The following is a 20,374-nucleotide window of genomic DNA, read 5'->3' as shown; positions in this document are numbered from 1 at the left end:
CGCACTCGCTGTTCATCATCGGTCACCTCCTGTCCCGGATCGATTCGTCGGCTCTGGTGGGCACCACGTGCCCGGCTCGATGTCCGGGCAGCGCCCGGTGGGCAGCCCGCGCACCATCTCGGTCAGCTCGTCGCGCAACGCCGACAGTCGGGCGACCTCCGCGTCGAGTTCGGTGATGTGGCGGTGGAGCAGCTCTTCGGCGGGTTCGCACGGGCACACGCCGGTGTCGCGCACGGCCAGCAGGTCGGCGATCTCGCGCAGCTTCAGGCCCAGCCGCTGGCAGCCCCGCACGAACCTGATCCGCTCGACCGCGTCCTCCTGGTAGACCCGGTAGCCGGCGGCGGTGCGCGGCGGCGGGTTCAGCAGCCCGGCGCGCTCGTAGTACCGGACCGTGTCCGGGCGGATCCCGACCGCGTCGGCCAGTTCAGCAACACGCATGACCCGACGGTAGACCTTGGAGCGCACTCCAAGGTCAAGCGCCGGATCCCGACCGGTGTCGCCAGCTGCCGCTGCGCCGTTCGGGCGGTGTCGCCGTTGCGCTGGGTCGTCGGCGTCCGTGACCCGGCCGGTCGGGCCGGCCAGATCCACCACCCGGTCCCGGGCGTACCTGCTCGCACCTCCGTCGGCCGCGGTGGCCCGGTTCCCGAACCGGGGCACCGGTCGTGAGCCGGTGCGGACCGCCTCCGGCCGGCGCGATCGCCCTGGGTGGCGGGGTACCGCCGGTCGGTGTTCGCCCGTCCTCACGGCGGTCCGCCGGGCGCGGTGAGCATGAGATCCACATCGCGGTGCCGTGGAACCCCCTTGACGTTGCGCTGTCGGACCTGAGAGATGTACATGTGGCCGAACTTCGGTCCGCGCTGATCACCCGTCCGGGTCGTCGGGCCCGTCGTACGGCCTGCCGGTACCGGCGGCGTGGTCAACGGGGGGACGGCGGGGCGAGCTCGTCGGCCCCGGGCGGGTGGAAGGCCGGCCAGGTGCGGCAACAGAGGTGTATATGCACCTTGTAAACGCTCGATCGAGTGAAACTGGGCGGAACGCGGAACCGGACTAGGGTGTTCGCAGTTCTTTTCCAGCGAGGAGAGATCCGCATGGCAGCCGTCCAAACCCGACGCAAGCGCAAGCTGGGGCAGTTCCTGAACGCCTTGCGCAAGCGAGCGGGCAAGACCGAGATCGACTACCACGCGCTGACACGCAAGACGCAGTCGACGCTGTCGCGGATGGAGAACGGTTACATCAGTCCCAGTTGGACCGAGCTGGGCGCGCTGCTCGGGCTCTACGGGGCGAGCGATGCCGAACGGCGTGAGGCGGAAGCGTTGTGGGAGGACGCGAAGCAGGATGGCACCCGATTGGTGTACGCCGCGGCGTACACGCCCGAAGCGCGCACCTACGCCCGGCAGGAGTCCGACGCCACCGAGGTCCGCACCATCGAGATGATCGTCATCCCGGGTCTGCTCCAGACGCCCGCCTACGCGGTGGCGATCAGGCTCGCGGGCCAGCGGTTCATGGACGCGTCGGTATCGGTGGAACAGGTGACCGCGGCGCTGGCGAACCGGCAGCGCCGGCTGCCCGGGTTGCTCCTGCACGCGGTGATCGACGAAGCGGCACTGCACCGGATGGTCGGCGGGCCTTCCGTCATGCGCGAGCAGTTGTCGCATTTGCTCGACAAGGGGAAGCAGGACAACATCACCATCCAAGTGGTTCCGTTCGGCGCCGGTGCTCACGGAACCATGTCCGGTGGTGGCGCGACCGCTCTCCGCTTCGAGGACAGTGATCCTTCGGCCGTGTACCTGGAGTACGCGGGCGGCGGCAAGTGGGTGGACAATCCCGCCGACGTGCAGAAGTACCTGCTGCACTTCGAGGAAATGGTGAGTGAGGTCGCCCTGTCGCCCAAGGAGTCGGCTTCGTTGATCAGAAAACTGGCAACCGCGGTGAAGGACACATGAGAAACGACAGAGCGTGGCGCAAGAGCACCTACTCCGGCGCGGGGAACAACTGCGTCGAGCTGGCCGTGGGACGGAGCACGACCAGCGTCAGGGACAGTAAACGACCTGGATCGAGATTGACCTTTGCGGACCGTCCATTCCGGGCGTTCCTCACGTCCCTCCGACAAACCTGACCGCAACCGCCAACCCGCCGTCCGCCCCCGGTGTCGCGGTCACCGTCGCACCGTGGGCGGTGGCGATGGCCCGGACGATCGACAGCCCGAGACCCAGGCCTCGATCGCCCGTGGTGGTGGCGACCCGGTCCAGCCGGCGGAACGGCCGGAACAGCCCTTCCACCTCGTAGGGCTCGATCTTCGGGCCGGTGTTCGCCACCACCAGGACCCCCGGTCCGGCGCTCACGTCGACCCACCCGTCCCGGCGGTTGTGCCTGATGGCGTTGTCCACCAGGTTGCGCACCAGGCGCTCCAGCAGCACCGGGTCGCCGACGACCTCGCACGGCGTCAACTCGTGGTGCAGGTCGACGCCGGCCTTCTCGGCGACGGCCCTCGACTGCCACAGCACGTGCTCGGCGATGTCGGAGACCGAGGTGGCGGTGCGCTCGGTGAGCTCGTTCTCGCTGTCGGCCAACGTGAGCAGCCCGTCGATGAGCCGTTCGTGGCGGGCGTTGACCTCCAGCAGCTCGGCGCCCAGCTGCTTGGCGTCCGCCGAAGCACCCGGTCGGGTGATCGACACCTCGATGAGCGCCCGTTTCACCGCGAGCGGGGTGCGCATCTCGTGGGACGCGTCGGCGACGAACCGGCGTTGGCCGTCGAACGCGCGGTCCAGCCGGTCGAGCATCGCGTTGAACGTCTCGGCCAGCTCGGCCACCTCGCCGCCGGGACCGGTCGGCGGTATCCGCTCGTGCAGGCCGTGGCCCTGCGCGATCCGGCGTGCGGTCTCGGTGATGCGGTGCACCGGCTGCAACGCGCCGCGCGCCAGCAGCCACCCGAACGCCACCGCGATCAGGGCCACGCACAGCAATGCGAGGCCTCCTCGGGTGAGCAGCGAGTCCAGCACCTCGTCGCGGTAGCGGGTCTGGGCGGTGCGGACCGCCGCGATCAGGTCGTCGGAGGACGCCTCGCGCAGCTCGCGCAGGCTCACCACGTCGGTGAGCGGCTGGAGCCGGCCGTTGAGGCTCTGCCACACCAGCAGGTAGGTGACCGCGAGCAGGACGGCCCCGGCGAGCAGGAACAACCCGCCGTAGAGCGCGGTCAGCCTGCCGCGGATGCTCCACCGGCCGATCACGGGATCCGGTATCCCACACCGGGCACGGTCTCGATCAGCGGCGGCTCACCGAGCTTGCGGCGCAGCTTCACCATGGTCACCCGCACCGCGTTGGTGAACGGGTCGATGTGCTCGTCCCACACCTTCTCCAGCAGGTGTTCGGAGGTGACGACGGCGCCCTGCGCGCGGAGCAGTTCCGTCAGCAGCGCGAACTCCCTGTTGGCCAACGGGATGAACTCACCCGCTCGGGTGACTTGGCGGCGGGCCGGGTCGAGCCGGAGGTCCGCCCGTGCGAGCACCGGCGGGTTCGGCGGCCTGACCCGGCGCAGCAGCGCGTGCACCCGTGCGGACAGCTCCACGAACGCGAACGGCTTGGGCAGGTAGTCGTCCGCGCCGAGGGCCAGCCCCTCCACCCGGTCGCGCACCGCCGCGGCGGCGGTGAGCATGAGTATCCGCGTCTCGGCGCCCGAGTCGGCGACCCGGCGGCACACGTCGTCACCGTGCACGCGCGGTATGTCCCGGTCGAGCACGAGCACGTCGTAGTCGTTGACCGACAGGCGCTCCAGGGCGGAGTCGCCGTCGTGCACCACGTCGACGGCGAACGCCTCGCGGCGCAACCACTCGGCGATGGTCGCCGCCAGCGTCGTTTCGTCTTCGACCACGAGGATGCGCATGCGGTCCATGGTGCGCCGGGGGTCATAACCTCCGCATAAGCGGTTGTGGTTACGCGCTGGTTATGGCCTCGCTGGTCGACTGGCCCCACCGATGAAGGAGGGGACATGCGATTCAGCATCGTGCCGGTGTTGCTGGCGCTGGCACTGACCGGGTGCGGCACGGGCGGCGCCGCGCCGTCGGGGCCGTCGGGGCCGTCGGCGTCGGGCTCGGCGATGAGCCAGGAGGACCGGTTGCGGGAGTTCGCGCGGTGCATGCGCGACAACGGCGTGGACGTGCCGGACCCGGAGCCCGGCGGCAAACCGGGTGGCTTCGGGAAGGTGGACCGCACCGATCCGGACTTCGAGCGGGCCAGGGAGGCGTGCCGGGAACTCCTGCCCGGCGGCGGTGATCTGTCCAAGTTGGACCCGGAGCAGCTCGACCGGTTGCGGGAGTTCACCCGGTGCATGCGGGACAACGGGGTCGACGTGCCCGATCCCGACCCGAACGGCGGCACGATGAGCGGGCTCGGGAAGGTCGACCGCGACAGCCCCGCGTTCCGGGCGGCGCTCGATGCTTGTCGGGACAAGCTCCCGGTGCTGGGCCGATGAGGGGCCGGGCGAGAGTCGCCTGGGGAGCGGGCGTGCTGGTGGTGCTCGGTGCGGGCGGTGTCGCCGCGGTGGGCCTCGGCGGCGCGGACCCGGCGCCCGCGAGTGCGGCGAACCTGCCGCCCGCCACGGCGGAGGTGGTGACGACGACGCTGACCCGCACCGAGCGGGTGGCCGGTGCGTTGAGCCACGGCGCGGCCACCGCCGTGCCCGTCGGCGCGCAGGGCACCGTCACCTGGCTGCCCGAGCCCGGCGCGGTCATCGGGCGCGGGCAGGCGGTGTACGAGGTGGACGACCGGCCCGTCCCGCTGCTGTTCGGCGCCACGCCGGCGTACCGGTCGCTGTCCGCAGGGGTCACCGGCCGGGACGTCCTCCAGTTGGAGGAAAACCTGCTGGCGTTCGGTTACGGCGGGTTCACCGCGGACGAGTCCTACACCGCGGGCACGGCCACGGCGGTGCGCGCGTGGCAGCAGGCGCTGGGTGTGCCGGAGACGGGGGTGGTGCAGCCGACGGACGTCGTGGTCGCCGGTGGCGAGGTGCGGGTGGCGGAGTTGAAGGCGCAGCCGGGCGGTCGGGCGACGGGTCCGGTGCTCACCTACACGGGTACGACCCGGGTCGTGGTCGTGCCGCTGGAGGTGGGCAAGCAGCACCTGGTGGCCGAGGGCGTGTCGGCGACCGTGGCCCTGCCGGACGGCAAGTCGGTCGAGGGCAGGGTCGAGTCGGTGGGCACCGTGGCCACCACCGGCCCGGCCCAGCCGGGCGCGAGCCCGATCACCACGGTCGAGGTGGTGGTCTCGGTGGCCGACCAGGCCGCGCTGGGGCGCCTCGACTCGGCCCCGGTGGACGTCCTGCTCGTGTCGGAGCGCAAGGAGGGCGTGCTGGCGGTGCCGGTGGGCGCCCTGGTGTCGCTCGGTGAGGGCGAGTACGGCGTCCAGGTGGTCGAGGGCGGTGCGACCCGGTACGTGCCGGTGGAGACGGGGCTGTTCGCCGCCGGTCGGGTGGAGGTCGTCGGCGAGGGCATCGCCGAGGGCGTCGAGGTCGGGGTGCCGCGATGACGCCGGTGGTGGAGTTGCGCGAGGTGGGACGGGAATACCAGGGGGTGGTCGCCCTGCGGGAGGTGTCGCTCACCGTCGAGCGCGGTGAGCTCGTGGGCATCGTGGGCCCGTCCGGGTCCGGCAAGTCGACGTTGCTCAACCTCATCGGCACCCTCGACCGGCCTTCGCACGGCGAGGTGCGCATCGACGGGCACGCGGTGGGCGACCTGTCGGACCGGGCGCTGTCGGCGTTGCGGGCGAGCGTCATCGGGTTCGTGTTCCAACAGTTCCACCTGACCGCTGGTGTGTCCACTGTGGACAACGTGGCGGACGGTCTGCTCTACACGGGCGTCGGCCTGGGGAAACGCCGTCGACGTGCGGTGGCGGCGTTGGAGTCGGTCGGCCTGGGGCACCGGCTGACCCACCGACCGCACGAGTTGTCCGGTGGCGAGCGACAACGCGTGGCGATCGCCCGCGCCGTGGTGGGGCGGCCGGCGCTGCTGCTCGCCGACGAGCCCACCGGGAACCTCGACTCGAAGTCGGGCGAGGGCGTGTTGCGGCTGCTGCGGTCCCTGAACGCCTCGGGCACCACGGTCCTGGTCATCACGCACGACCAAGAAGTGGCCGCGACCCTGCCGCGCCGGGTGGACGTGCGCGACGGTCGGGTGGTGGGTGATGGCTGACCTGCGACCGGCTCGCCTCAGCCCGGCCGACGTCCTGCGCGTGGGCGGCGCGGGCCTCCGCGCCCGACCGACGCGGGTGGTGCTGTCCGCGCTGGGCATCGCCATCGGCATCGCCGCGATGATCTCGGTCGTGGGAATCTCGACGTCCAGCCGGGCCGACCTCGACCGCCGCCTCGCCGCGCTCGGCACGAACCTGCTGACCGTCGGCCCGGGCCAGACCCTGTTCGGCGAGCAGACGCACCTGCCGACCGAATCGGTGGGCATGATCGGCCGGATGGAACCGGTCCTGTCCACCACCGCGACCGGCCGGGTGGTCGACGCCCACGTCTACCGCAACGACCACGTCCCCGAGACGGAGTCCGGCGGCATAGCCGTCCTGGCCACCAGGACGGACCTCCTGGACACCGTCGGCGCGACGGTCGCGAAGGGCGTCTTCCTCAACGAAGCCACCGCCCGGTACCCGGCCGTGGTCCTCGGCCACAAAGCCGCCGAGCGCCTCGGCGTCGCCGCGCCGAACGAACCCGTCCACCTGGGCGGGGAGTGGTTCACCGTGGTGGGCGTCCTGCACCCCACACCCCTCGCGCCCGAACTCGACACCGCGGCCCTGGTCGGCTGGCCGGTGGCGGGCCGGGAACTGGGCTTCGACGGCTACCCGACCACGGTCTACGCCAGGTCCAGGGAGGACGCCGTGCACAGCGTCCAGGCCAACCTGGCCGCGACCGCCAACCCCGAACACCCCGACGAAGTGGAGGTGTCCCGCCCCTCGGACGTCCTGGCGGCCAAACAGGCCACCGACGAAACCCTCAACGCCCTCCTGCTGGGTCTGGGCGCGGTAGCGCTGCTGGTGGGCGGCGTGGGCGTGGCCAACACCATGGTCATCTCGGTCCTGGAACGCCGCGCCGAGATCGGCCTCCGAAGATCCCTGGGCGCCACCAGGGGCCAGATCCGCGCCCAGTTCCTGACCGAGTCACTGCTCCTGTCCGCCCTCGGCGGCGCCGCCGGCGCTGTCCTGGGTGTCCTCGTGACGACGGCCTACTCCGCCTACCAGCACTGGCCGACTCTGGTCCCGGCCTGGGCCACCCTGGGCGGCATGGCCGCGACCGCCGTGATCGGCGCCTTGGCGGGCCTCTACCCGGCCGTCCGAGCCAGCCGCCTGTCCCCAACGGAGGCCCTGGCCACTCCCTGAACGTGCCCGGCCGTCTCCAGATCGGCCGTTCGGGCACTCGGATCCGGTCCAGCCGCTCCGCGGCGTGGTGTGCCGGGCGCCGGCCCCGGACAAGGAGTGTCCCCAGACGGGGAGCGTCCACAGAAAGGAGTATCCACATGGGATGGTTATGAGCAGGCAGGCGTGGTGGGCGCCGTGCGCACCAGCGCAAGCCGGCCGACGGCCGACGACCGCTCACCGTCGACGCCGAGACCCTGGCCACGCTGCCGGGCGACCTCCGTCCCGCGCCACGGGTCTTCGACCGCACGGGCGGCCTGCACGCGGCGCGGCTGTTCGACGCCGAAGGCCGACTGCCGTACCGGAGGGAGTACGTCGGCAGGCACAACGCGGCTGACAAGGCGGTGGGCTGGGCGCTGAGGAACCGGGGGCCTGCCGCTCACCGGCGCCGTCCTGGTGGTCAGCGGCCGGGGCCGGTGGAGCTGGTGCAGGCGGCGGCGATGGCCGGGATCCCGCTGCCTGACGTCGTGTCCGCGCCGTCGTGTCCGCGCCGTCATCGCCGGCCGTCACCGCCTCGTGTGAGACAGAGATCCGCACTCCGCAGAGATCCGCACTCCGTGGGAGCGCGAGTGCGCGATCGGCGTAATCACGCGTGTTCCACGACGTGCGCGGGCCTTGTTGGTTCATCGTGGTCGCTGGATCGTGGAGCAGGGGAGGGCCCACGTCCGTCCTGGGATTTTCGCGCGTGCTCGTGGCCGCGTTGGTGATCGCCGGTGTGGTGACGCCGACGGCCGGGGCGGCGGAGGCCGGGTCGGTGGCGGGGAGTTTCCGGCGCACCACCGGCGCATCCGTCGCACAGGCCCGCGTCGACCTGACCGACCAGCACGGCAACAGCGGGACTCGGTGGTGACCGACGCCGGAGGCCGGTACCGGTTCGCCGCCGTGCCCGCCGGTCAGTACAAGCTGCGCTACCAGTGGCCGTCGTTCACCGAGCAGTGGTGGCCCGGGAAGCACGACTCGTGGTCGGCGCAGCAGATCACGGTCGTGACCGGGGTGGAGACCGCGGTGGACGAGGTGGCACTGCCGGTCGGAGACCTGGAGATCACGATCACCGACTCCGCGACCGGCGCGCCGATGCCGGGCGTGTGCGTGTCGGCGAGCGGGCCGCACTTCGTCAGCGGTTGCGCCGACTCCGGCGGCAAGGTGGAACTCGGCCCGGCTCGCGTGGGGCGTTGGCACGTGACCGCCAACCCGCCCGCGGGCTACCTCTACGGTTCCGTCGACCAGGACGTCGTCGCGGAGCAGACGACCACCGCGTCCATCGCGATGGACCGCGAGGCGGTGCTGGACCTGACGTTCGTGGACGCGGTGACCGGCCGGCCCGTGCCCCGCACGTGCGTCGCCGAGGTGGACGAGGGCGCCCGCGGTTCCGTCCCGCAGTACCTCGACACCTGCGCCGACTCCGCCGGACGACTGCGCCTGGGCATGCGCTTCACGGGCCGCACCAAGCTGTTCGCCAGGCCGACGGACGGCGTGCACGGCAGCCAGTGGGTGGGCCCGGACGGCGGAACGGGCGACGTGGACCAGGCGGCCTGGCACGTCCTGCGTTCCGGCGAGACGACCTCGGTGACCATCCGACTGGACCCGGCGGGCACCATCAGCGGCACGGTCACCGCCGCCGCGACCGGCGCGGAGGTGTCCGGCGTCTGCGTCATCGTCGCCCCCGCCGCACCGTGGTCGGTCAACCCCTACGAGCCGAACTGCACCTACGGCAGCGGCGCCTACACGATCCGCGGCCTCGGGCCCTACGACTGGCCGGTCCAGTTCCCCGACCGCTCCGGCCGCTACGCCTGGCAGTGGTCCGGCAACGCCGCCGACCGCCACTCGGCCACCCCGGTCCGCGTGCACGCGGACCAGGTCACGACCGCCGACGCCGCCCTGACCGCGGCCGGCGTGCTGACCGGCCGGATCACCGGCCTCACCATCCCGTGGCACTACGCGTCCGTCTACGCGGTGAACGCCAGGACCGGCGATTGGGCCGCCCCGCAAGCCGGCATGAAGAGCCCGAACCAGTACACCATCGCCGGACTGGGGACCCAGGCCGTCCGCATCGCGTTCACCCCGACCAACGAAGGTCTTCAGTGGCACCCCGTCCCGGTGGACGTCACCGCCGGCGCCACCACCACCGTCGACCTGACCGCGAACTGACACCCCGGCCGGACCGGTCGCGGCTGCGCCGGGCACCTGCCGACGTCCGCGGTGACCCACGTCATAGTCGAAGCCTGTCAGGGATCGGCTCGCTGTCTCGTTCAGAGGCGGAGCGAACCAGACAGGAGCACGAACATGCCGCACCGCGTCATCGTCCTCGGAGCCGGGTACGCCGGGGCCTACGCCGCTGGAAACCTCGTCCGCCGCCTGCACCCCGACGACTTCGAGATCACCGTCGTCAACGCCGAACCCGACTTCGTCGAGCGGTTGCGCCTGCACCAGGTCGCCGCCGGCCAGGACCTGCGCCGCCGCGGGCTGGCGGAGATGTTCGCGGGCACCGGCATCCGCCTGCGCCAGGCGCACGTCACTGCGGTCGACGTCGAGCACCGGACCGTCACCGTCACGGACGGCGAGGGCACCGACCGGCTCGACTACGACACCCTCCTGTACTCGCTGGGCAGCACCGTCGCCGACCAAGGCGTGCCGGGCGTGGCCGAGCACGCCTTCCACGTCGCCGGACGGCCGTCGGCGCTGCGCCTGCGCCGTCGGCTGGACGAGCTGGACGGGCACGGGACGGTGCTGGTCGTCGGCGGCAACCTGACCGCGATCGAGGTCGCCACCGAGATCGCCGAGTCCCGGCCGGGGCTGCGGGTCAGCCTCGTCACGAGCGGCGAGCTGGGCGGTTGGCTGGGCGCGAAGGCCCGCCGCCACCTGCTGCGGGCGTTCGACCGGTTCGGCATCGCGGTCCACGAGCACACCACGATCGACCGCGTCGAGGCGACGGGCGCCTTCGCCGAGGACGGCACCGGTTTCGCCGCCGACGCGACGGTCTGGGCGGCGGGTTTCGCGGTCCACCCGATCGCCGCCGCCAGTGGTCTCGACGTCGAGGCCGACGGCCGGATCCGGGTCGACCGCATGATGCGGTCGGTCTCGCACCCCGACGTCTACGCCGCGGGCGACAGCGTCCACGTCATCGGCGAGAACGGCCGGCCGCTGCCGATGTCGTGCGCCTCGGCGGGCTTCACCGGCATGCAGGCGGTGGCCTCGATCATCGGGGACCTGACCGGCCGCAAGATCGCGAAGACCTCGCTGGTCTACGTCGGCAACCACATCAGCCTCGGTCGGCGGGACGCGATCTTCCAGGCGGTCGGCCGCGACGCGCGGTCGAAGTCCTGGGCCCTGCGCGGACGTGCGGCCGCACGGTTCAAGGCGGCCATCCTCCGGGGCGCCGCCTTCGGCGTGGGCCACCCGACCTACGGCATGCCGACCCGCAAGCTCCGCGCGGCGACCGCGGCCGACCGTCCCGCCGAGGCGGTCACCGCCTAACGTGGCGCTCATGGACCACGCGACCGCCGAGCGCTTCGAGGCCAGCCGGGACCGGTTGGCCTCGTTGGCGTACCGCCTGCTCGGCTCGGCCGCCGACGCCGAGGACGCGGTGCAGGACGCGTTCCTGCGCTGGCAGGCGGCCGATCGGGACCACATCGAGGTGCCCGAGGCGTGGCTGACCAAGGTGGTCACCAACCTGTCCCTCGACCGGCTCCGCTCGGCCAAGGCGCGGCGTGAACGCGCGGTCGGCACCTGGCTGCCCGAACCGCTGCTCGACGGCGACCCGATGTTGGGACCGGCGGACACCGCCGAGCAGCGCGAATCCGTGACGCTGGCGGTGCTGACGCTGATGGAACGCCTCACGCCGGTCGAGCGCGCCGTCTACGTCCTGCGGGAGGCGTTCTCCTACAGCCACGCCGAGATCGCCGGGATCCTCGACATCACCGAGTCCGCGAGCCAGCAGCACGCCCACCGCGCCCGGCGCCACATCGCCGCCGGCCGCACCACCGGCGAGGTCGACCGCGGCACCGCGCGACGGATCGTCAAGGCGTTCCTCGACGCCGCCTCCTCGGGCCACACCGAACGGCTGGTGGCGTTGCTGACCGACGACGCGACCGCGATCACCGACGGCGCCGGGTTGGCCGAGAAGCTGCTGCGCTACACCGATCCCGAGCAGTTCGCCGCCGCCGCGCGAGCCGCGTTCAAGCCGACTCCGGCGAAGCGGAAGCTGATCGGCGGCTCGCCCTCGATCCACGCCGGGATGGTCAACGGCTCGCCGGCGGTGCTCGCCGTGTTCGAGGACCGGGTGGTGGGCATGGTGGTCCTGGAGGTCCGCGACGGCAAGGTCGCGTCCGTGCGCGGCATGGCATCACCGGCGCGACTCGGCCGCGTCACCGAGCAGTGGCGCCGGGGCGAGCACGACGAGCCGCTCGTCGAACGGTGGTGACCGCGGTCAGGGCCTGAGCGCGTGCCTCCGCGTCACCGCCGATCTCGCCCTCCACCGGGGAAGGGGTGGCGCCCGCGGTCCCGATCGCGTCAACCGCATGACCTGCCGCGTGACCTACTTCGACTGCGTGGCGTCCCGGTGCTCGCGGTAGGCGGTGCGGGTGCGCTCGGTGTGCTGGTTCATCAGCCTGGCGGCCTCCTGCGGCTCGCCCAGGGTGATGGCGTCGATGATGTCGGCGTGCTCGGTCCAGGCGTCCTTGCCTCGGGCCAGCGCGAGCGGCGCGTAGTACCAGCGGACGCGGCGGTCGACCGTGGCGATCATCTCGGCCAGCACGGCGTTGCCGGACAGCTGGGTGATGAACTCGTGCAGCGCGGCGTTCGCGGTGACGACCCGGTCCACGTCCTTGGCCTTGAGCGCGGCGACGCCCTCGTTCTGCAACTTCCGCAGCTGCTTGACGTCCTCTTCGGTGGCGTGCTCGGCGGCGAGCCGGGCGGAGTAGGTCTCCAGGACGTTGCGCACGGCGAGGAGCTGGTCGGCCTCTTCGTCGGTGGGCGTGTGCACGAACGCCCCCTGCGCCGGGCGCAGGTCGACCCAGCCCTCGGTTTGCAGGCGCTGCAACGCCTCGCGCACCGGCTGACGGCTCACGCCCAGGTGCTCGGCCAGCTCGATCTCGACGAGGTGCTGACCGGGCTTGAGCGCACGGGACACGATCAGGTCGAGCAGCGCCTCGTAAACGGCTTGGCGCAACGGCGCGGGCCGCTCGACCTTCCGGCCGACAGCGCTGCTCAGCGAGTCACGGCCCGCCCGGCGGGTATTCCCCGTGCCAGTCAGCGGCGAACTGGGCCGACTCACGGTCGCCTCCTCGGGCACGTGTCGGGAATGCCGGATTCAACATACAGACTTTCGTATACAAAATACGATTCGCTTCACCGGAACGAGCGACGGGTTTCACTGTCATCGGTGCGGACTTGTCGAGACGCGGCGGGGTGGGCGTTCGGGGTTACGCCTGGTGAGCGCGGCTCGACCACACCTCGGCCGCGATGAGCAGACCAACGTCACCGAGGCGGCGCCACCTTCGGGCCGGACGGGTCGGCGGGCACCGGTCGAAAGCGGAAAGCGGGGGAGGTGGCGTCAGGCGCCTGGAACGCCTGGCGCCACCTCCCGCTCGCCCAAGCCCTAGTGGACGCCGAGTACGCCGTCCACCCGGCGGGGGATGCCCAGGGGGTTGCCCTCGCGCAGTTCGGCGGGCAACAGGGCGTCCGGCCAGGACTGGTAGGTCACCGGTGCCACCCACCGCCGGATGGAAGTCGCCCCGACCGACGTGTGCAGCGGGTTCGTCGTGGCCGGCCACGGTCCGCCGTGGTGCATGCCCCACGCCACCGCGACACCGGTCGGCCAGCCGTTGAAGATCAGCCGCCCCACCACCGGCCGCAGCGCCTCAGCGACCCGTCCCGCCTCCGGGTGCTCGCCCTCGGCGGCGTGCACGGTGCCGGTGAGCGTCCCGGGCAGGCGGGGGAGGACCGTCTCCAGCTCCGCCGCGTCGCGGTAGGTCACCACGACCGCCGCCGGGCCGAAGTGCTCCTCGGTCAGCTTCTCCAGGTTCTCCGCGAACGTCGCCAGCGGCACCCGGAACAGGCGCGGTTCGACGCTCCAGCCCTCGGCGGGCGCGGTGCCCGACGCGACCAGCTCGACCAGCCCGGACGCGGCCAGGCCATCGGTGCCCGAACGGTACGAGTCGCACATGCGCTCGTTGAGCATCGGACCGCCCACGGACGCCGACACGGCCTCGGCCAGCGCCGGCACCAGGGCTTCCGGCGCGAACAGCAGACCGGGGTTGGTGCAGAACTGGCCGACACCGAGCGTCAGCGAGCCGACGAACTCCGCCGCGAACCCCTCGGGCCGTGCGGCGGCCGCCCCGGGCAGCACCACGGTCGGGTTCACGCTGCCCAACTCGCCGTAGAACGGGATCGGGTCGGGTCGGGCGCAGGCCAGGTCGAACAGGGCCCGGCCGCCCCCGGTCGAGCCGGTGAACCCGACCGCCTTGACCTCGGGGTGCTTGACCAGCGCCACCCCGGCCTCCTGGCCGTGCACGATGCCGAAAACACCCGCCGGGACGACCGACTGCACCACCCGCGCGGTCTCCCGCGACGTGCCGGGGTGCGACGGGTGCGCCTTCACGACCACCGGGCAGCCCGAGGCCAGCGCGGACGCCGTGTCGCCGCCCGCCACCGAGAACGCGAACGGGAAGTTCGACGCCGCGAACACCCCGACAGTCCCGAGTGGACGCAGCATCCGCCGCAGCACGGGCCGCGGCGGGATGATGTCCGGGTTCGCCGAGTCCAACGTCGCCTCGACGTAGCTGCCCTCGCGCAGCACCTCGCCGAACAACCGCAGCTGGTTCGTGGTCCGCTTCAACTCGGTGGTCAGCCGCGGCACGCCGAGCGCGGTCTCCGCGTCCGCGATCTCCACCAACGCCGAGGTCGACGTGTCCAGCGCGTCGGCCACGGCTTCGAGCACCGAGGCCCGCTCGACGGCGGGCAGTGACGACCACGCCGGGAACGCCGCCGCGCCCGCCCGTGCGATCGCGTCGACCTCGACCTCCGACGTCTCCGGCACCGCCTCGCCGACCGGCTCGCCGGTACGCGGGTCGAACCCCTGCACGCCGTCGCTCATCGGCCGGCCTCCTTCACCGCGGTGTCGAACTCGGGCGTGCACCACATACCACCCAGGTACGTCACGGCCGGTGAACCGGGTTCCGGCGAGCCCGCCGCCAGCACCTCGTCCGCGAACACCTCGGAGTCGTCCTCCGACTTGTAGCCCAAGGCCTCCGCCTCGGCCAACGAGAACCACCGGCGCGTGTTGTCCGAGACTCCCCAGATCACCCGGAAACCCGGCGACGGCGCCGACAGGCACGCCTCGAACAGTCGCGCGCCGTCGTCCGGCGACAGCCACGTCGACAGCATCCGCGCGTCCCGCGGCTTCTCGAAGCACGAGCCGATCCGCACCGCGATGACGTCCAGGCCGTACCTCGACGCGTACAGGCTGCCCAACGCCTCCAACGCCACCTTGCTCACGCCGTAGTAAGTGTCGGGCTGCGGGAACAGGTAGTCGCCCGCCTCGCCGGACGCGCGCTCGTAGTACCCGACCGCGTGGTTGGAGCTGGCCAGCACGACCCGCGACACCCCGGCCCGGCGCGCCGCCTCCAGCACCACGTGCGTGCCGTTGATGTTGACGTCCAGGATCTCCGCCCACGGCCGTTCCAGGCTGTGCCCGCCGAGGTGGATCACCGCGTCGACGTCCGCGCACGCCTCGTCCATCGCGGCCTGGTCGGTGACCGACGCCGTGACCAGCTCGACCCGCTCACCGTCGGCGGCGGGCGGCAGCGGCGCGATGTCGAGCAGGCGCAGGGTCCGGTCCGGCGCGGCCAGTCGGGTGCGCATGAGCGTGCCGACTATGCCGGCGGCGCCGGTGATCAGGATTCGTGCGGTCACGTCGAGCCCTTTCGGATCCGGGACGGGAATCAGCGGCCGAACTGGCGCAGCAGCTCGGTGATCGTGCGTGCCGCGTGCAGCAGTGCCTCCACGACCTGCCGCTCGTGGTCGGGGTCGAGCCGGCCCAGCGGCACCGAGCAGCTCATCGCGTCGAGCACCGGGTTGCGGTAGGGCAGGGCGACGGCGAAGCAGCCCAGGCCGGGCGTGTTCTCCTCGCGCTCGTGCGCGTACCCGACCGCGCGGAACCCCGCGAGCTGCGCGTGCAGCGCCGGGCGTTCGATGATCGTGTTCGGGGTCAACGGCGTCAGCCGGGTGGGCAGGATCGCGTCCACCTCCGCCGGCGTGCGCGCGGCCAGCAGCGCCTTGCCCAGGGACGTGGAGTGCGCGGGCAGCCGGCGGCCGACGCGGGACACCACGCGCAGGTGGTGCTCGGACTCGCGGCTGGCCAGGTACACCACGTCCGCGCCGTCGAGGCGGGCCAGGTGGACCGTCTCGTTGATCTCCCGGCGCACTTGCTCCATCACCCGGATGGCGACCTGCACCACCGGATCGTGGTCGAGGTACGACGTGCCGACGAGCAGGGCGCGCACGCCGATGCCGTACGTGCCGCGGGTGGGGTCGAGCTCCACCCACCCCCGGGCGACGAGCGTCTGCAGCAGCATGTAGAGGCTCGACTTCGGGTAGCTCAGCTCGCGGTGCAGTTCGGTCAGGGTCAGCGGGCGGTCCGACGCCGACAGCACTTCGAGCAGTTCCACAGTCCGATCGGCCGACTTGACCGCGTTCGGCCGAGCGGGTGACGCGGGTCCAGTCACCAAGTCCTCCACGGGAAACGTTCCGGCAACACGCACTTGACACGTCGCTGCGCCGATTCTTACAGTCCGGCCAACACGTTCACAAGTACGACCCCGCTTCACATATATGAAAAGTACGGGTGTGAACAGGAGTCACCGCCCATGACACTCTCCCGCCGGTGCGCCACGGCCGTCGCTGTAGCGACCGTTGCGGGTACCGTCACGCACCCGACCTGCGAGTACCGGCCGTTCGGAGGATTCGCGCACCGGCCGCGCCGAGGCACGCCGTCCCCGGCCCGAACGCGCCGCGCGGCGCGGTCCGGCAAACACGGCACCGAATCTCCCGGCGACCGCCTCCCCGTCGAGCCTCACCCCGTCGGAACGGCGGCATCCGCCGAACCGGTGAAAACCAGCGCACGGCCGGGGTTGCGCAAGTCCTGGACTTGGACCGCCCGGTCGCCCAGGGTGGCCCGGTGACACCGGTCGACACCGCCCTAGACGTGGGAGCGACGGCCAGTGGCGGCGGTGCCGTCGCTACCCACCCCGCGGGGCGATCCCAACGGCGGGATCGCCCCGCGGGCCGGTACCGGAACCAGTGCCACGTCGGTGGGGACTCGCTCATCAGCGCCGATGGTGCCCTGCTGCTCCACTCACCTTGTCGTCGACGCGTTCGCCGCCTGTGCGTTGGCGCGCAAGGAACTCCGCGGTCACCCAGCCGTCCACGCCCCGCTGGTCGGGACGGTGCGGCGACCGCGCGAGGCGCGGGGAGTTCGAGGATCTTCCCCCGGATCCGCCGCTCCCCGTGCCGACCCGCGCTCGGCGGATCGCACGGTTCGCCGCACAAGTCCTTCCTGCGTGGGATTCACCACCGGAGCGATCAAGGGATGAAGGTCTGGGTATGCAACTGGATGGGGTGCTGTTCTTCCCGGTGACGCCGTTCGACGCGGACGGCGTGCTCGCGGAGGACGTGCTGGCCGAGCACGTCGAGCGCGGGGTGGCGGCGGGCGCGGGCGGCGTGTTCATCGCCTGCGGCACCGGCGAGTTCCACGCGTTGGAGCCGTCGGAGGTCGAACGGGCGGTGGCCGTGGCGGTCGAGGCGACCGCCGGGCGGGTGCCGGTGTTCGCGGGCGCGGGCGGCCCGCTGCCGACGACCCAGCGGATCGCCCGGGCGGCCGCGGGTGCCGGTGCGGACGGCTTGCTGCTGCTGCCGCCGTACCTGGTCACCAACCCGGCCAAGGGGTTGGTGCGGTTCGTGGCGGAGGTGGCGGGCGCGTCCGACCTGCCGCTGATCGTCTACCAGCGCAACAACGCGGTGTTCACGCCGGAGACGGCGGTGGAGGTCGCGTCGCTGCCGACCGTGGTCGGGTTCAAGGACGGGCTCGGCGACATCGACCTGCTGCACCGCATCGTGCTCGCGGTGCGCTCGGCGGTCGACAAGCCGTTCCAGTTCTTCAACGGCCTGCCGACCGCGGAGCTGACCGTGCCCGCGTACCGGGGCATCGGCGTCGAGCTCTACTCCTCGGCGGTGTTCTGCTTCGCGCCGGAGATCTCGCTCGGCTTCTACCACGCCGTGCACAGCGGTGACGACGCCCTGGTCAACCGCTACCTGATGGAGTTCTACAAGCCACTGGTCGAGTTGCGCGACAAGGTGCCCGGTTACGCCGTGTCGCTGGTCAAGGCCGCGGTGCGGGCCACCGGGCTCGACGTCGGCGGCGTCCGCCCGCCGCTGCTCGACCCGACGCCCGAGCACGTGGCGGAGCTGGAGAAGATCGTCGCGGCCGGACGGAGCCTGGCCGCATGAAGATCACCGACATCGTCATCACCCCCGTCGCCTTCCGCGACCCGCCGCTGCTGAACTCGGTCGGCGTGCACGAGCCGTGGGCGCTGCGCACCATCGTCGAGGTGCACACCGACGAGGGGATCTCCGGGCTCGGCGAGAGCTACGGCGACATCGGCCACCTCAACCGGATGCGCACGGCCGCGCCCTCGCTGGTGGGTCTGGACGTGCACTCGTTGAACGAGATGCACGCCCGGATCGCGGCGGCGCTGGGCGGCGAGGCCGGGTCCGACCGGCACGGGCTGACCGGGCCGCTCACCGTCGAGTCCACGGTGGACCGGGTGTTCTCGCCGTTCGAGGTGGCGACCTGGGACATCCGCGGCAAGGCCCTCGGCCGCCCGGTGAGCGACCTGCTCGGCGGCGCGGTGCGGTCCGCGGTGCCCTACAGCGCGTACCTGTTCTACAAGTGGGCCGGGCACCCCGGCGCCGAACCGGACGAGTTCGGCGAGGCGCTCGACCCGGCGGGCGTCGTGGCGCAGGCGCGGCTGCTGGTGGAGCGGCACGGGTTCGGCTCGATCAAGCTCAAGGGCGGCGTCTACCCGCCGGAGCAGGAGATCGAGGCGATCCGCGCGCTGCGCGAGGCGTTCCCCGACCACCCGCTGCGGCTGGACCCCAACGCGGCGTGGACGCCGGAGACGTCGCTGAAGGTCGCCGAGGAGCTCGACGGCGTGGTCGAGTACCTGGAGGACCCGGCGCCGGACATCGACGGGATGGCGCGGGTCGCGGCACGTGCGCCGATGCCGTTGGCGACGAACATGTGCGTGATCGCGTTCGAGCACATCGCCCGGTCGGTCGAGGTGGGCGCGGTGCAGGTCATCCTGTCCGACCACCACTACTGGGGCGGCCTGTCGCGGTCCAAGGAGCTGGCCGGGATCTGCCGGACGTTCGGCATCGGCCTGTCCATGCACTCCAACTCGCACCTGGGCATCAGCCTGGCCGCGATGACGCACCTCGCCGCGTCCACGCCGAACCTGAACTACGCGTGCGACACGCACTACCCGTGGAACTCCTCGGACGACGTGATCACCACCCCGTTCACGTTCGTGGACGGCGCGGTGCCGGTGCCGACCACCCCGGGCCTGGGTGTGGAGCTCGACCGCGACGCGCTGGCACGGCTCGCGGAGAACTACCGGACGTGCGGGCTCGTGCAGCGCGACGACACCGGTTACATGCAGAAGCACGATCCGTCTTACGAGAGGAAGCGCCCCCGGTGGTGACCACCGTCGCGCACTTGTACCCATGGGACGTCGTAGGCGACCCGTCCGCTGTCGACCGGGTCGCGTCGTTGGGTGTCGACGCGGTGGCCTTGGCCGCGTCGTACCACACGGTGCGGGCCGCGACACCGTTGCACCCGACGCGTCGGATGGTGGACGCGCGGCACGCGGCGTTCTACCTGCCGGTGCGGGAGGAGGCGTGGCGGGGCAAGCGGTTGGTGCCCGCCGCACCGTCCTGGGTGGACGATGACTCCTACGGCACGGCCGCTGGGTCGTTGCGCGCCGCCGGGTTGCCGGTGTACGCGTGGACCGTGCTGACGCACAGCAGTCGGCTGGGCGACGCTCACCCGGACGTGGCGGTGCGCAACGCTTTCGGCGACGTGTACCCGTACGCGCTGTGCCCGTCGAACGACGACGTGGTCGAGTACACCCGGACGTTGGTGTCCGAGGTGCTGGAGCTGGGCCGGCCGGACGGGATCGTGCTGGAGGCGTGCGGGCCGCTCGGGTTCGTCCACGGCGGGCACCACGAGAAGACCGACGGCGCGGACTGGTCGGCCGTGCAGCAGAAGCTGCTGTCGTTGTGCTTCTGCGCGGGGTGCGTTCGGCGTTATGACGACGTTGACGGCCTGCGCGCGCTGGTGCGTGCGGGCGTCGACAACGCTGCCACGAGCGTGGAGGAGGCCCTGGGCGACCAGGCCGCCCACGTGCGCGAGGTCCGCACCGGTCTCACCCGTTCGTTGCGGCGTGAACTCGTCGGGCTGATCCGGTCGACTTCGCCGTCCACGCGCATCGCCATGCACGCGACGGCCGACCCGTGGGGGACCGGCCCGTTCGCCACGGTGGCCGGGGGAGTCGACGCCGACGTCGACGTGCTGACCCTGACGTGCTGGCCGGGTGTGGACGCCTCCGTGCCCGCGATCCGCGCCTTGCGCGCCGAGACCGACGTGCGCACGGCCGCGTACGTGCTGGCCCTGCCTCCGAAGCCGGCGGACGGCGAGGCGTTGCTGGCGGAGTGGCTGGCCTACGCCGACGCCGGCGTCCGCGAGTTCCACCTCTACCACGCGGGCCTGGCCTCCACCTCCCGCCTCACCGCCCTCCGCCACGCCATCACCACCCTCAACCAATCCCTCCCCTCCTAAACCGCGAGAGTCCTACCTCCACGTCGCGAGAGTCCTACGTTCAGACACCCCGAGTTCAACGCTCAGGACGGCTCGCCC

The 20,374-nt window shown here is 72.0% G+C and carries 21 protein-coding genes; 14 read left to right on the top strand and 7 right to left on the bottom strand.

What is annotated here, in order from left to right:
• Window positions 1-15: 15 nt before the first annotated feature.
• The gene (locus ACYVLT_RS09095; protein WP_461119687.1) at window positions 16-438 is read right to left on the bottom strand and encodes a heavy metal-responsive transcriptional regulator; all 423 of its coding nucleotides are present in this window, start codon (window positions 436-438) and stop codon (window positions 16-18) included.
• 650 nt (window positions 439-1,088) lie between these two features.
• On the opposite strand from ACYVLT_RS09095, the gene ACYVLT_RS09090 reads away from it, so the two are divergent.
• Together ACYVLT_RS09090 and ACYVLT_RS09085 are read left to right on the top strand one after the other, a co-directional pair.
• The gene (locus ACYVLT_RS09090) at window positions 1,089-1,943 is read left to right on the top strand and encodes a helix-turn-helix domain-containing protein (protein WP_461119686.1); all 855 of its coding nucleotides are present in this window, start codon (window positions 1,089-1,091) and stop codon (window positions 1,941-1,943) included.
• Window positions 1,940-2,116 (top strand): DUF397 domain-containing protein, encoded by a 177-nt coding sequence (locus ACYVLT_RS09085; protein WP_461119685.1) that lies wholly within the window; start codon window positions 1,940-1,942, stop codon window positions 2,114-2,116. The genes ACYVLT_RS09090 and ACYVLT_RS09085 overlap by 4 nt, the downstream gene beginning before the upstream one ends.
• Here the strand turns inward: ACYVLT_RS09085 and ACYVLT_RS09080 are convergent.
• On the bottom strand, window positions 2,094-3,227 hold the full coding sequence (locus tag ACYVLT_RS09080) for a sensor histidine kinase (RefSeq protein WP_461119684.1): 1,134 nt from the start codon (window positions 3,225-3,227) through the stop codon (window positions 2,094-2,096). The genes ACYVLT_RS09085 and ACYVLT_RS09080 overlap by 23 nt on opposite strands.
• Window positions 3,224-3,880, bottom strand: a complete 657-nt coding sequence (locus ACYVLT_RS09075) for a response regulator transcription factor (RefSeq protein WP_461119683.1) — start codon at window positions 3,878-3,880, stop codon at window positions 3,224-3,226. The genes ACYVLT_RS09080 and ACYVLT_RS09075 overlap by 4 nt, the downstream gene beginning before the upstream one ends.
• A 105-nt stretch (window positions 3,881-3,985) precedes the next feature.
• Here ACYVLT_RS09075 and ACYVLT_RS09070 point away from each other — a divergent pair, with 105 nt between their 5' ends.
• The 9 genes from ACYVLT_RS09070 to ACYVLT_RS09030 all read left to right on the top strand — a co-directional run bounded on the left by ACYVLT_RS09070 (window position 3,986) and on the right by ACYVLT_RS09030 (window position 11,824).
• On the top strand, window positions 3,986-4,468 hold the full coding sequence (locus tag ACYVLT_RS09070; protein ID WP_461119682.1) for a hypothetical protein: 483 nt from the start codon (window positions 3,986-3,988) through the stop codon (window positions 4,466-4,468).
• Window positions 4,469-4,500: 32 nt separating this feature from the next.
• Window positions 4,501-5,520, top strand: coding sequence for a peptidoglycan-binding protein (locus tag ACYVLT_RS09065; RefSeq protein ID WP_461119681.1), 1,020 nt, complete (start codon window positions 4,501-4,503; stop codon window positions 5,518-5,520).
• A complete protein-coding gene (locus tag ACYVLT_RS09060) occupies window positions 5,517-6,182 on the top strand; it encodes an ABC transporter ATP-binding protein (protein ID WP_461119680.1) in 666 nt (221 codons plus the stop codon). The genes ACYVLT_RS09065 and ACYVLT_RS09060 overlap by 4 nt, the downstream gene beginning before the upstream one ends.
• Window positions 6,175-7,368 carry an ABC transporter permease gene (locus ACYVLT_RS09055; RefSeq protein ID WP_461119679.1) on the top strand — a complete coding sequence of 398 codons (1,194 nt, stop codon included), beginning with the start codon at window positions 6,175-6,177 and terminating at the stop codon, window positions 7,366-7,368. The genes ACYVLT_RS09060 and ACYVLT_RS09055 overlap by 8 nt, the downstream gene beginning before the upstream one ends.
• 233 nt (window positions 7,369-7,601) lie before the next feature.
• Window positions 7,602-8,111 (top strand): formate dehydrogenase accessory sulfurtransferase FdhD, encoded by a 510-nt coding sequence (locus ACYVLT_RS09050; protein WP_461120153.1) that lies wholly within the window; start codon window positions 7,602-7,604, stop codon window positions 8,109-8,111.
• Complete coding sequence (locus tag ACYVLT_RS09045; protein WP_461119678.1) at window positions 8,090-8,254, top strand: hypothetical protein; 165 nt, start codon at window positions 8,090-8,092, stop codon at window positions 8,252-8,254. The genes ACYVLT_RS09050 and ACYVLT_RS09045 overlap by 22 nt, the downstream gene beginning before the upstream one ends.
• A complete protein-coding gene (locus tag ACYVLT_RS09040; RefSeq protein WP_461119677.1) occupies window positions 8,251-9,552 on the top strand; it encodes a hypothetical protein in 1,302 nt (433 codons plus the stop codon). Before ACYVLT_RS09045 ends, ACYVLT_RS09040 begins: the two co-directional genes overlap by 4 nt.
• 135 nt (window positions 9,553-9,687) lie before the next feature.
• Complete coding sequence (locus ACYVLT_RS09035; protein ID WP_461119676.1) at window positions 9,688-10,878, top strand: NAD(P)/FAD-dependent oxidoreductase; 1,191 nt, start codon at window positions 9,688-9,690, stop codon at window positions 10,876-10,878.
• Between the two features lie 10 nt (window positions 10,879-10,888).
• A complete protein-coding gene (locus ACYVLT_RS09030; RefSeq protein WP_461119675.1) occupies window positions 10,889-11,824 on the top strand; it encodes a sigma-70 family RNA polymerase sigma factor in 936 nt (311 codons plus the stop codon).
• 114 nt (window positions 11,825-11,938) lie between these two features.
• Here ACYVLT_RS09030 and ACYVLT_RS09025 read toward each other — a convergent pair whose 3' ends face one another.
• The 4 genes from ACYVLT_RS09025 to ACYVLT_RS09010 all read right to left on the bottom strand — a co-directional run bounded on the left by ACYVLT_RS09025 (window position 11,939) and on the right by ACYVLT_RS09010 (window position 16,127).
• The gene (locus ACYVLT_RS09025) at window positions 11,939-12,676 is read right to left on the bottom strand and encodes a GntR family transcriptional regulator (protein WP_461119674.1); all 738 of its coding nucleotides are present in this window, start codon (window positions 12,674-12,676) and stop codon (window positions 11,939-11,941) included.
• A 324-nt stretch (window positions 12,677-13,000) separates the two neighbouring features.
• Window positions 13,001-14,497: an aldehyde dehydrogenase (NADP(+)) gene (locus tag ACYVLT_RS09020; protein WP_461119673.1), complete on the bottom strand. Its 1,497-nt coding sequence runs from the start codon at window positions 14,495-14,497 to the stop codon at window positions 13,001-13,003.
• Window positions 14,494-15,315, bottom strand: a complete 822-nt coding sequence (locus ACYVLT_RS09015) for an NAD-dependent epimerase/dehydratase family protein (RefSeq protein WP_461119672.1) — start codon at window positions 15,313-15,315, stop codon at window positions 14,494-14,496. The genes ACYVLT_RS09020 and ACYVLT_RS09015 overlap by 4 nt, the downstream gene beginning before the upstream one ends.
• Before the next feature lie 29 nt (window positions 15,316-15,344).
• Window positions 15,345-16,127, bottom strand: coding sequence for an IclR family transcriptional regulator (locus tag ACYVLT_RS09010; RefSeq protein WP_360460078.1), 783 nt, complete (start codon window positions 16,125-16,127; stop codon window positions 15,345-15,347).
• 877 nt (window positions 16,128-17,004) lie between these two features.
• On the opposite strand from ACYVLT_RS09010, the gene ACYVLT_RS09005 reads away from it, so the two are divergent.
• Genes ACYVLT_RS09005 through ACYVLT_RS08995 form a run of 3 tightly spaced genes read left to right on the top strand, consistent with a single transcriptional unit; the run spans window position 17,005 to window position 20,296 of the window.
• Complete coding sequence (locus ACYVLT_RS09005; RefSeq protein ID WP_461119671.1) at window positions 17,005-17,907, top strand: 5-dehydro-4-deoxyglucarate dehydratase; 903 nt, start codon at window positions 17,005-17,007, stop codon at window positions 17,905-17,907.
• A complete protein-coding gene (locus tag ACYVLT_RS09000; RefSeq protein WP_461119670.1) occupies window positions 17,904-19,160 on the top strand; it encodes a glucarate dehydratase family protein in 1,257 nt (418 codons plus the stop codon). The genes ACYVLT_RS09005 and ACYVLT_RS09000 overlap by 4 nt, the downstream gene beginning before the upstream one ends.
• A gap of 14 nt (window positions 19,161-19,174) precedes the next feature.
• Window positions 19,175-20,296 carry a hypothetical protein gene (locus tag ACYVLT_RS08995; RefSeq protein ID WP_461119669.1) on the top strand — a complete coding sequence of 374 codons (1,122 nt, stop codon included), beginning with the start codon at window positions 19,175-19,177 and terminating at the stop codon, window positions 20,294-20,296.
• Window positions 20,297-20,374 lie beyond the last annotated feature (78 nt).

This window comes from Saccharothrix stipae (assembly GCF_054781895.1).
Note: the sequence above shows the minus strand (reverse complement) of the source record. Positions and strands in the feature narration are given on the sequence as shown.

What these genes read in the sequence shown, in the direction of transcription:
- ACYVLT_RS09020 (WP_461119673.1), bottom strand. Translation starts at nt 14,497, where the DNA reads ATGAGCGACGGCGTGCAGGGGTTCGACCCGCGTACCGGCGAGCCGGTC.
- ACYVLT_RS09000 (WP_461119670.1), top strand. Translation starts at nt 17,904, where the DNA reads ATGAAGATCACCGACATCGTCATCACCCCCGTCGCCTTCCGCGACCCG.
- ACYVLT_RS09005 (WP_461119671.1), top strand. Translation starts at nt 17,005, where the DNA reads ATGCAACTGGATGGGGTGCTGTTCTTCCCGGTGACGCCGTTCGACGCG.
- ACYVLT_RS09030 (WP_461119675.1), top strand. Translation starts at nt 10,889, where the DNA reads ATGGACCACGCGACCGCCGAGCGCTTCGAGGCCAGCCGGGACCGGTTG.
- ACYVLT_RS09060 (WP_461119680.1), top strand. Translation starts at nt 5,517, where the DNA reads ATGACGCCGGTGGTGGAGTTGCGCGAGGTGGGACGGGAATACCAGGGG.
- ACYVLT_RS09070 (WP_461119682.1), top strand. Translation starts at nt 3,986, where the DNA reads ATGCGATTCAGCATCGTGCCGGTGTTGCTGGCGCTGGCACTGACCGGG.
- ACYVLT_RS09085 (WP_461119685.1), top strand. Translation starts at nt 1,940, where the DNA reads ATGAGAAACGACAGAGCGTGGCGCAAGAGCACCTACTCCGGCGCGGGG.
- ACYVLT_RS09035 (WP_461119676.1), top strand. Translation starts at nt 9,688, where the DNA reads ATGCCGCACCGCGTCATCGTCCTCGGAGCCGGGTACGCCGGGGCCTAC.
- ACYVLT_RS09095 (WP_461119687.1), bottom strand. Translation starts at nt 438, where the DNA reads ATGCGTGTTGCTGAACTGGCCGACGCGGTCGGGATCCGCCCGGACACG.
- ACYVLT_RS09090 (WP_461119686.1), top strand. Translation starts at nt 1,089, where the DNA reads ATGGCAGCCGTCCAAACCCGACGCAAGCGCAAGCTGGGGCAGTTCCTG.
- ACYVLT_RS09055 (WP_461119679.1), top strand. Translation starts at nt 6,175, where the DNA reads ATGGCTGACCTGCGACCGGCTCGCCTCAGCCCGGCCGACGTCCTGCGC.
- ACYVLT_RS09075 (WP_461119683.1), bottom strand. Translation starts at nt 3,880, where the DNA reads ATGCGCATCCTCGTGGTCGAAGACGAAACGACGCTGGCGGCGACCATC.